Source organism: Neisseria sp. P0001.S005 (assembly GCF_051963715.1).
Map to the genome: position 1 here is coordinate 1 of NZ_JBQCTZ010000121.1, position 10806 is coordinate 10806.

The 10806-nt window shown below is 51.5% G+C and carries 8 protein-coding genes; 1 reads left to right on the forward strand and 7 read right to left on the reverse strand.

Annotated features, from left to right (window positions below):
- From pta to ACTHSP_RS13515, 6 genes are all read right to left on the reverse strand, one after another.
- A partial coding sequence (gene pta, locus ACTHSP_RS13490; RefSeq protein ID WP_440346267.1) for a phosphate acetyltransferase occupies positions 1-1370 on the reverse strand: 1370 nt, incomplete at its 3' end.
- Between the two features lie 148 nt (positions 1371-1518).
- Positions 1519-2595: a peptide chain release factor 1 gene (gene prfA / locus ACTHSP_RS13495; RefSeq protein WP_049329850.1), complete on the reverse strand. Its 1077-nt coding sequence runs from the start codon at positions 2593-2595 to the stop codon at positions 1519-1521.
- Between the two features lie 156 nt (positions 2596-2751).
- Entirely contained in the window at positions 2752-4020 is a 1269-nt protein-coding gene (locus ACTHSP_RS13500) for an NRAMP family divalent metal transporter (RefSeq protein WP_440346268.1), read from the reverse strand.
- A gap of 287 nt (positions 4021-4307) precedes the next feature.
- The gene (locus ACTHSP_RS13505) at positions 4308-5075 is read right to left on the reverse strand and encodes a TatD family hydrolase (RefSeq protein WP_154954254.1); all 768 of its coding nucleotides are present in this window, start codon (positions 5073-5075) and stop codon (positions 4308-4310) included.
- A 13-nt stretch (positions 5076-5088) separates the two neighbouring features.
- Positions 5089-6072 (reverse strand): asparaginase, encoded by a 984-nt coding sequence (locus ACTHSP_RS13510; RefSeq protein WP_440346269.1) that lies wholly within the window; start codon positions 6070-6072, stop codon positions 5089-5091.
- A gap of 66 nt (positions 6073-6138) precedes the next feature.
- On the reverse strand, positions 6139-6801 hold the full coding sequence (locus ACTHSP_RS13515) for a DedA family protein (RefSeq protein WP_107858116.1): 663 nt from the start codon (positions 6799-6801) through the stop codon (positions 6139-6141).
- 249 nt (positions 6802-7050) lie between these two features.
- Between ACTHSP_RS13515 and ubiD the strand changes: the two genes are divergently transcribed.
- Positions 7051-8529, forward strand: coding sequence for a 4-hydroxy-3-polyprenylbenzoate decarboxylase (ubiD, locus tag ACTHSP_RS13520; protein ID WP_371464644.1), 1479 nt, complete (start codon positions 7051-7053; stop codon positions 8527-8529).
- Positions 8530-8796: 267 nt separating this feature from the next.
- Here the strand turns inward: ubiD and ACTHSP_RS13525 are convergent.
- A partial coding sequence (locus tag ACTHSP_RS13525; RefSeq protein WP_440346270.1) for an AsmA family protein occupies positions 8797-10806 on the reverse strand: 2010 nt, incomplete at its 5' end.

The following is a 10806-nucleotide window of genomic DNA, read 5'->3' on the forward strand; positions in this document are numbered from 1 at the left end:
TTGGCGCTGCGTTGTACGGCTTTGTAAGTACAGTTGCCGGTGTTGAGGTCTGGGAAAACCAAAACGGTTGCTTGACCGGCAACAGCGCTGCCTGGAGCTTTGGATTGGCCGATAGATGGAACGGTGGCCGCATCGTATTGCAACGGACCTTCGATGGCCAAATCAGGGCGTTTTTCATTAGCCAGTTTGGTTGCTTCGATTACTGCATCGACATCAGGGCCGCTGCCTGAGTTGATGGTAGAGTAGGAAATCATGGCTACTTTTGGATCGATACCGAAAGCTTTGGCGCTGTCGGCAGATTGGATGGCGATATCGGCCAGTTGTTCCGGAGTTGGGTTCGGGTTAACCGCGCAGTCGCCGAAAGCTAAAACTTGGTTAGGCAGCAACATGAAGAATACGCTGGATACGAGGCTTGCACCCGGGGCGGTTTTAATCAGTTGCAGGGCAGGGCGGATGGTGTTGGCAGTAGTGTGGACTGCACCGGAAACCAAACCGTCTACGTCGTTTTGAGCCATCATCATGGTACCCAGTACGACAGTGTCTTGCAGCTGTTTGCGTGCGTCTTCAGGAGTCAGGCCTTTGGATTTGCGCAATTCGCACATCGGCTCGACGTATTGCTCAACCAAAGAAGCAGGATCGATGATTTCCAAAGAATCAGGCAGGTTGATGCCGCGTTCTTTAGCTACGGCCTCAACTTCTTCGCGGGTCGCCAACAGTACGCAACGGGCGATGCCTTTTTCGTGACAGATAGCGGCAGCGGCGACGGTGCGCGGTTCTGCGCCTTCAGGCAGAACGATGCGCATATCGGCTTTGCGGGCAAAGTCGATCAGGTTGTAACGGAATTGGGCTGGAGACAGGCGTTTGGCTTCACGTTTGGCCAAAGCGGATACGTCTTGCAGTTTGTCGCTGGAGCCGAAGAAAGTCAGGCCGGTTTGCTCGGCAACTTGTGCGCCTAAAGCTACGGCTGCGCCGTCAATGATGAAACCTTCCAATAAGCCTGGAGAGTTGGTGTAGAGCTGTTTAGCAAGGTTTAATTGTTGGGCAACGGCGGCTGCATCGGTGTTATCGGATTTCAGCGCCAATACAACGCCTGCATCCAAAGACAGCGCCAACTCAACGTTTTTGCCTGCCAAGAACAATTTGTCCGCATCAGGAGTGATGCCTTCGATAACGAGATTGTCTGCATTCAATGCTGCAACTTTACCGACAAGTGCGTCAAACCAATCGTCGCTTTTGCCTTGAGCCAACAGGGTTTCGGCAGCAGGGTCAACGGCTTGGAAAACTTGCGCATTTAATGCTGCTGCAAATGCTTTTGCCGCTGCATCGGCGCTCAGACCAGCAGATACCGGTGCGATCAGGATTTTTGCCATTTTGTGTCCTCTCATTCGGTGATTGTAGAAGGGTGTTGCTGTGGCGCAGCTGGTGCTGCATTTATCACTTCGGGATAACATATACATGGCCATATTAACATATGTCATCAGGCCGTCTGAAAAGTATAAACGCAATGGACCAAATTCATCAATCCCCCATTGCTGCCAAAAGCTCGGCTTGATGCTCGGCAATCAGGGCATTGGTGATTTCTTCTAAATCGCCGTCCATCACAAAATCCAGTTTGTGCAGGGTAAGGTTGATGCGGTGGTCGGTAACGCGGCCTTGTGGGTAGTTGTAGGTGCGGATGCGTTCGCTGCGGTCGCCGCTGCCGATCAGGGATTTGCGTTCGGCGGCTTCTTTGGCTTGTGCTTCGCGTTTTTGCGCGTCGTTCAGGCGGGCAGCGAGGACTTTCATCGCTTGCGCTTTGTTGGCGTGTTGGCTGCGGCCGTCTTGGCATTCGACCACCATGCCTGTCGGCAAGTGGGTAATACGGACGGCGGAGTCGGTTTTGTTGATGTGCTGACCGCCCGCGCCGGATGCACGGAAGGTGTCGATGCGCAGGTCGGCGGGGTTCAATTCGATGTCTTCGAGTTCGTCCGCTTCGGGCATGACGGCAACGGTACAGGCGGAGGTGTGGATACGGCCTTGGCTTTCGGTAGCAGGGACGCGTTGCACGCGGTGGCCGCCGGATTCAAATTTCAGACGGCTGTATGCGCCCAAGCCGATAATGCGGGCGATGACTTCTTTATAGCCGCCCAATTCGCTTTCATTGGCGGAAACGATTTCGACCTGCCAGCGGTTGCGCTCGGCGTAGCGGCTGTACATACGCAGCAAATCGCCTGCAAACAGCGCGGCTTCGTCGCCGCCCGTTCCGGCGCGTACCTCGATAAAGATATTTTTGTCGTCGTCGGCATCTTTGGGCAGCAGCAGTTTTTGCAATTCGGTATCGAGTTCGTCGATTTTGGCTTTTGCCGCTTCGATTTCTTCGGCGGCAAAGTCTTTCATTTCAGGGTCGGACAGCATTTCTTCGGCATCTGCCAAGTCGCTTTGCGCCAGCTGGTAGTTTTGGAAGACTTCGACAACGGGGGTCAGTTCGGCGTGTTCACGTGTGAGTTTGCGGTAGTTGTCCATGTCGGACGTGGCTTCAGGCTGACCGAGCAGGTGGGTGACTTCTTCCAGTCGGTCGCTGAGTTGTTGTAGTTTTTCTAAAATAGACGGCTTCATAAATTTTCCAAAATACGGATGCCGTCGAGTGGTCTGCAACGGCGAAATAAGGAGTCATTATAATGGGTTTGAATGAAAATTCAAAAAGATATGATTGATTGGAAAGGCCGTCTGAAACCTGTTTTTGAGTTTCAGACGGCCTTTTTTAGTATGGGCTTATTTAGGCGCAGCCAAGATGCCTGTTTGGTTCAGCAGGAACAAAACGGTAAATCCGGTCAGGTAAATCAAGCCGAGGATGGCAAGGAAGTTCATGCCCATGGTCAGTTTGTGGCGTTTGTCGCCTTTGACGAGGCGGTAGTTCAGCCAAGCGAACACAGGGGCTGAAACGAAGGCGGTAATCATGGCGAATTTGAGCAGATCTGCCATTGCGCTGTTGAACCAGAAAATCACGGCCAAGCCTGAGCCTGCAACCCAGACGTTCCAAGCAAACAGTTCGACGTTGCCGGTTTTGTCTTTACCGCGCAGCAGGCGTACCGGTTCGGCAATCGCGCGTGCGTAGCCGTCCACTACGGTAATGGTGGTGCCGTACATGCAGGCGAAGGCGATAAATGCCACCAGCGGACGCGACCATTCGCCGATGGTCACGGCGTACATATTAATCAGTTGGCCAACATATTTGCCGCCCGCCATTTGTACTTCCTCGCCGTTGCCGTATTGTACATATGCACCCAAGGCGAGGAAAACGACCGCCAAAATCGCGCTGGTAATGTAGCCGACGTTGAAGTCGAAAATACCGTCGCGGTAGCTGGAAGGGTTGATGCGTTGTTTTTCGGTTACCCACAAAGAGTTGATGGCGGAAATTTCAATCGGCGCAGGCATCCAGCCCATCAGCGCGATTAAGAAGCCCAAGCCGGTCAGCGTCCAAGGGGTGGGCTCGATAAAGTCGGGCTTCATCTGCATACCGCGAGACATGGCAACGGCTGCCGCGGCAACGGTGGCAATAGTCAGGCTGACGATGATGATTTTGGAAACGTTGTCCAACGCTTTATAGCGGCCGCTTGCCAGAATCAGCAGGCAGGAAGCCATGATCAGGGCGGACACTATACCGGTATCGAGAGTCAGTGATGGGATTGCCATTTTGACGATGGCGGCGGTAACGATGGCAACCGCACCCGCGTTAATCGTTGCCGATGCAATACACAAAATCAAAAATACCCACAAATAAACGCGGCTTTTTTCGGCATAGCCTTCAATCAGGCTTTTGCCCGTGTCCAGTGTGTAATGTGCGCTGAAGCGGAAAAACGGGTATTTAAAGAGATTGGTCAGAATAATGATCAGCGCAAGCTGCCAGCCGTAAAGCGCACCTGCCTGCGTGGAGGCAATCAGGTGCGAGCCACCGACCGCTGCCGAAGCCATCATGATGCCAGGGCCGAGGGCATTAATTTTGCTCTGCCAGGTAGAGGAGTGTGTATGTTGTTCTGCCATAAGTATTTTCCGCCTGTTTCAGACGGCCTTATTATCAAAAAAAAGCATATTTTAACGTAAATAAAAAGTTTGCCCAATAATATGCGTAATACTTTTTATCAATCAAGGGGAAAATACGGTTTGAAAAAGCTGAAATAGGGGAATTAGCGATATTTTGTGCTAAAAACATTTTTTCAGACGGCCTTGTATCGCTTTTTATTCATGAATATGGGGTAGGAAAGGCAGAGTGTGTCGGTTTGGAAACGAAATGGCAGGGCAAGGCTTTTTGATGCTTTGAGGTCGGCATATTAAGGGGAAGTATGGAGCAGGGAATCCACGTTTTGCTCGGTGATTTCAGCCAGTTGTGTCAGCGGTATGCCGCGCAATTCGGCGGCAATTTCGGCGATACGTCGGATGTTGGCTGGTGTATTGGTTTCATGGCCGAGCATAAAAGGGCTGTCGGTTTCGAGAACGAAATCCGTGTCGTTTAAAGCTTGTAAGGCGGCACGGACTTTTTTTGCATTGGGATTGAGTAGCAGCGAGCCTATGCCGATTTTGAAGCCGAGTTTCACCAAAATCTGTGCTTCTTCTACGCTGCCGGAGAAGGCGTGAACGATACCGCCTTGTGTGAAACCGGCGGTTTTAACGGCGGCGGCAATGGCGGCGGTAGCTTTCAGATTATGGATGATGACGCGGCGGTTGAGGTTTTGGGCGAGGATGAGTTGGCGGATAAAGACGTCGGTCTGCGTGTCGCGTTGTGCTTGGGTTTGCTCTTTGCCATAAAAATCCAAGCCGATTTCGCCAACCCATGCTTGAGGATGCCGGATTAATTCGGACTCTAACTCTTGGAATACCGCTTCGTTGAGGCCGTCTGAAAACCATGGGTGAATGCCCAAAGCGATATGGATATTTTCAGACGGCCTTTCCAACTGCGCAACTTCCTGCCAATCCTTGGGAGATGTTGCCGGTACGATAAAACGCGCTACGCCGACGGCTTGCGCTTCGGCAAGCACGGTAGGCAGCGTGTTGGCAAGTTTAGGGTCGGCAAGATGACAGTGGGTATCGGTAAAAGTCATGTTAAATGGCGGTTTACAGCAGATTTAATTGTCGCAATTCTTGTTGCACCTTATCCGCATTCCAGTCATGGGATACGGCAAGGGTCATCAGCGCAGTGGCGGTTTCAAGGTTGCATTTGCCGCCATTAATAATGCCTGCCTGACGCAAAGCATCGCCTTGGGCATAAACGGCAGCGGCGCAACCTTGCGGCACTTGGCTGATGTTGAGCAGCAATTTGCCTTGTTGCGTAAAGGCTTGGACGGCTCGGACAAACGCATCGTCGCTCGGCGCATTGCCGTGGCCGTAGCTTTGCAGAATCAGGGCTTGGGTGGAAAGATGGGGCAGGCCGTCTGAAAGTTCTTGCGCGGCATAACCGGGAATCAGCGTGCGGACGGAAACTTTTGCTTTGGGGGATGGAAGACGCGGTTCGAGGCCGTCTGAATGTTGGGTCGGGGCGGTACGGATATTGTGCCAACCTTTGTTTTTCTCCCATTCGGCAAGCGCGCCAAAATGCAGGTTGTCAAAACCTGCGGCGGTTTCGGTGCTGACCTTGCTGCTGCCGATGGCTGGGAAGAGCTTGCCGTCAAAGGCAATCGCCACTTGTTTGAGTTTGAGCGAGAAGGCGGAAACGGAGATGGCAAGGTTGTGCGGCGCATCGCTGTTTGCGGCATCGTAAGGCCATTGTGAGCCGGTCAGGATAATAGGTTTGTCCAAACTTTGCAGCGCTAGGGCGAAGAGATTGGCAGTGTATGCCATGGTATCCGTGCCGTGTAGCACCAAAATGCCGTCATAGTCAGGCAGTTTGGCGATAATAAGCTCCAGCCAGTTGCGTTGGTTTTGCAGCGTTACCGCGGAAGAATCGATGAGCGGCTGACAAACGTGCCATTCGAAATCAAGGCTGTCTGAAAAGGGAGCAAGGGCTTTATCGACGAGTGCGGTATCGGGACGCAGGCCGGCGCTGCTTTGGGTCATGCCGATGGTGCCGCCGGTGTAGAGGACGAAGATTTTTTGTTTCATGGTGTTTCTGATGAATGATTGAGGCCGTCTGAAAGCGGGAAAGTGTTTCAGACGGCCTGGAATGGTTTATTGATTGGCTTGTTTTTTGGCTTTTGCAGCGCGTTTTTCGTGCAGTTTTTCACGGAAGAAGGTGTGGCGGCGGTGTTTTCTCCACCAAATCCAGCCGACAATAACTGCACCAATGCCCAGTACGGTAAAGATACCGGATTGCAGGCTGTGCATTTTTTTCATTAGCCAGTCGGTATTGCGTGCGCCGTATTCGCCCAGATAAATCCAAACCGGAACAGAAATCAGCGCGGCCAAGCCGTCCATCAGGATAAAGCGCAGGTAGGAAACCTTACGGCTGATGCCGGCGGTCACGAAAACAGCGGTACGCAGGCCGGGCAGGAAACGGGCGACGAATAAAACCCAGTTGCCGTATTTGTCGAATTTTTCCTGTACTTGGGCATAGCGTTTGGGCGTCATCACACGTGCAATCGGTTTGAATTTAAGGATTTTTTGCCCCCAAATCCGGCCGGCCGCAAACATAAAGCCGTCACCGGCCAATACGCCGAGCATGCCGACAAGAAACATAATATGAGAGTTGGTATAACCCAGGCCGGAAATCACGCCGCCGGTTACCAGCGTCAAATCTTCAGGAATCGGCACGCCGAAGCCGCAAATAACCAAAACGAAAAACACGGCCGCATAGCCGTATTCAACGAAAAAAGATTCTAAAATTGCAAACATGGCCGCCGTCCCACGATAAATATTGATTGATGACTGGATTAAGTCGGAATTTTACCAAAGATAAGGCCGTCTGAAAGCAATCACAAGCAGATATTGTTTAAATTTGACGGTAGTTTGCAAAAAATCTCAAAATTCGGACGTGGAAAGTTGGGATTTGAACAGATTTGGCAGGTACAATAGCCGCTGGTTTATCTTTCAAACCCGAAATGGCGGTCTGCTTTCAGACGGCCTGTTCAGGAAAATGAAATCATGAAATACAGAGATTTGCGAGAATTTATCGCCGGATTGGAAGCCGATGGCAAACTCAAGCGCATTCAGCATCCGGTGTCGCCGCATTTGGAAATGACCGAAATTGCCGACCGCGTGCTGCGCGCCGAAGGGCCGGCGTTGCTGTTTGAAAACCCGATTAAGCCCGACGGTACGCGCTACGATTATCCCGTGTTGGCGAATCTGTTCGGCACGCCCGAACGTGTGGCGATGGGCATGGGTGCGGACAGCGTGTCCAAGCTGCGCGAAATCGGGCAGACGCTGGCGTATTTGAAAGAACCCGAACCGCCCAAAGGCATTAAAGACGCGTTTTCCAAACTGCCGCTGCTGAAAGACATTTGGAGCATGGCGCCGAACGTGGTGAAAAACGCGCCGTGTCAGGAAATCGTATGGGAAGGTGAAGACGTTGATTTGTATAAACTTCCGATTCAGCATTGCTGGCCGGAAGACGTTGCGCCGCTGGTAACATGGGGTTTGACCGTCACGCGCGGTCCGCACAAAAAACGCCAAAACTTAGGCATTTACCGCCAACAACTCATCGGCAAAAACAAGCTGATTATGCGCTGGCTGTCACATCGCGGCGGCGCGCTGGATTATCAGGAATTCCGCAAACTTAATCCCGATACGCCGTATCCTGTCGCCGTCGTGCTCGGTTGTGACCCTGCTACTATTCTCGGAGCGGTAACGCCTGTTCCCGATACTTTGAGCGAATATCAGTTTGCCGGACTGCTGCGCGGCTCGCGGACGGAGCTGGTGAAATGTATCGGCAACGATTTGCAAGTGCCTGCCCGTGCAGAAATCGTATTGGAAGGCGTGATTCATCCAAATGAAACCGCGTTGGAAGGCCCATACGGCGACCACACCGGCTATTACAACGAGCAGGACCATTTCCCTGTGTTTACGGTCGAGCGCATTACCATGCGTGAAAACCCGATTTACCATTCCACCTACACGGGCAAACCGCCCGATGAACCCGCCGTTTTGGGCGTGGCGTTGAATGAAGTGTTCGTACCGCTTTTGCAAAAGCAGTTCCCCGAAATCACCGATTTCTACCTGCCGCCCGAAGGTTGCTCCTACCGCATGGCGGTGGTCAGCATGAAAAAACAATACGCCGGACACGCCAAGCGCGTGATGATGGGCTGCTGGTCGTTCCTGCGCCAGTTTATGTACACCAAATTCATCATCGTGGTCGATGACGATGTGGATGTACGCGACTGGAAAGAAGTCATCTGGGCGGTAACCACGCGCATGGACCCAGTACGCGACACCGTTTTGGTAGAAAACACGCCTATTGACTACCTCGACTTCGCCAGCCCCGTCAGCGGACTCGGCGGCAAAATGGGGTTGGATGCGACCAACAAATGGCCGGGAGAAACCGACCGCGAATGGGGGCGTGTGATCAAAAAAGACCCTGCTGTTACTGCCAAAATCGATGAGATTTGGGAGAGTTTGGGTTTGTAGATGTCGGATTTATTGGAATTTCTACTTCAAATATTGATGGAAATAATTGAGTCTATGTTTGAGGGGACGATAGAAATATTGAGGCTCGATTGGAGAAAAAGAAAACTCTCCAAAAAAGGCTTGATAATGTTGGCGATATGGTTTGCCATTATTGTTGCACTGATTGTGTATATGGTCATTCCTCAGTAAACATCTTATTCTGACAAGGCATCTGTTAAAAGGCCGTCTGAAACTTTTGGGGTTTCAGACGGCCTTTGACTTGAAAACCTAGCGTGGTTTGAGCCACTTCCATTGTTCTTGTATGGTTTCTTGCAGGGCTTTTTGTTTTTCTGCAGGCGTGTTCATGCCATTGGTCAAGCGGCTGTAGTCGAGGGTAATGGAAGGGTTTTGTACGGTTCCGCCGATTTTTAGGGGAATCGGTTTGTTTTTAGGTTGCAGTACGTTGCTGATAAGCAGGTTTTCCGATAGCTTTTGGGTATTCAAATCGGTATAGCCGCTGCTGACAACGTGCAGGCTGTCGGAAAACAGTTCGGTGTTGATATGATGGCTGATGCCTTTCTCGATTTCGCTATTGAGGGTGAAATGATGGAAAGGGGTTTTGAGGTTGCTGTTGTCGATTTTTTCCGAAGAAATGCCGTTTTTCAGAATGCTGTCCATATCAATGCCGTGCCATGCGCCGTTGGTAATATCGAGGAACAGGCTGCCGTTTAGGGCTTGTATCATTTGGGCGCGGTCGTTACCGGTGGTTTTAATGTCGATAACGGCGTCGCCGCTGCCGCTGAAGCTGTGGAAACCGAACAGGTCTTGCAGCAGCGGCTGAATTTGTATGCCTTTTGCGTTTTGCTGAAGGTGGTAGGAAGCAGGTTGGGTCGCCGCAATACTCAGGCCGCCCTCGGTTTTGCCGCCATAAAGCCCGGCTTTGAAACGGTGCAGGGCGATATGTTCTTTATCGGCGGTGAGCAGGGATTCGATGTTTTCTAATTGCAGGCCGGCGGTTTGAATGCTGCCGATTTGGAGGTTGGCCTCAATATCGGGCAACCAGGATTTGGCCAGCAGGGAAGGAAGGTTTAGTGGTGGCTGGGTTTTCAGATCTTCCAAGTAAGGGGTCAGATTGAGTTTTTGTAAGGCGATACCGGCGTCAAGGTGCGGACGCGGTTGGGTATCGCGTTGGTATTTAAAGGCCAAGGCAAGGGCTTGTCTGTCAAATGCGCCTTTCAGACGGCCTTCCCATGTATTGAGGCTGAAATTGGCCTGTCCTTCGAGTGTACTGATAAATCGGGGGCGGGGAAGACGGTTGATGGTGTCTTGCAGGGTGCTGAGGTGCAGTTTGGGTGCATCGATGCCTTTGCCTTTTTGCCAAACCAACGGGCTGGAAAAGGTAAAGTTGGTTTGGAGGCGGTCGTTTTTATGGCTGCCTTTGAGTTCAAAATTGGCGGCGGTCAAAACGGTTGGATAGAGGTTGGCTTTGTCCAGTTTGAATGAACCGTCCCATTGGTTGTTTTCACTGCCGGCGGTCAATGCGCCGTTGAGTGTGTTGAGGTGCAAATAACCGTTTTTGAATTGCAAGAGGGGCGAACGTGCGTTGATATGCAAGTTTTGATAGTCGCTTTCGGCTTGCAGATTGAAGTCGCGGAAAAGGGCGGTTTGGTTTTGCCAATTAAGGCTGCCTGCGATTTGGGCATCCAGCTTGTTTTTGAGCAATACGGTTTGCAGGTTTAATTTGAGGGCGGGAACGCTCCAGCCGGCATCATCTTGTACAAGATGTCCAATGCCTTGCCAACTGATGGGGTTGCCTATGTTTTGCAGTGTGCCGCTGATATCGAATGGACGGCCGTCTGAATCTGCTCTGCGCAGGGAAAATTGCAGATCGTTTAAGACAATATCTTGCTCTTTATTGTGATAGCGTATGCTGCCGCTATTGATGATGATGCGGTTGAGCTGGAAGCTTTCTTTTGATGCATGGTTTTGTTGCAGGCAGGCAGGCAGGTGGTTTTTGGGACCCAGCGTCAGCGACGGATTGGAAAGAATCCATTTTTCAAGAATGGGGGCGTCTGACCATAGGCTGCTCCAGCCAAAGCCCATTTTGGACTCGGCAATGCTCAGCGTCGGCGTGTCTGGTTCGGAAGATGAAAGGCTGAGATCTTTTAAAATAAGCGTAGGGCGCGGCAGCCATTTTCTGCTGATATTGGCGTTGTATTTGACTTGGCAGCCATGGGCGGAAAAGTTTTTCTGTATGAATGCGTCGATGTTTTCTGTATTGAATATGCGGAACATTAA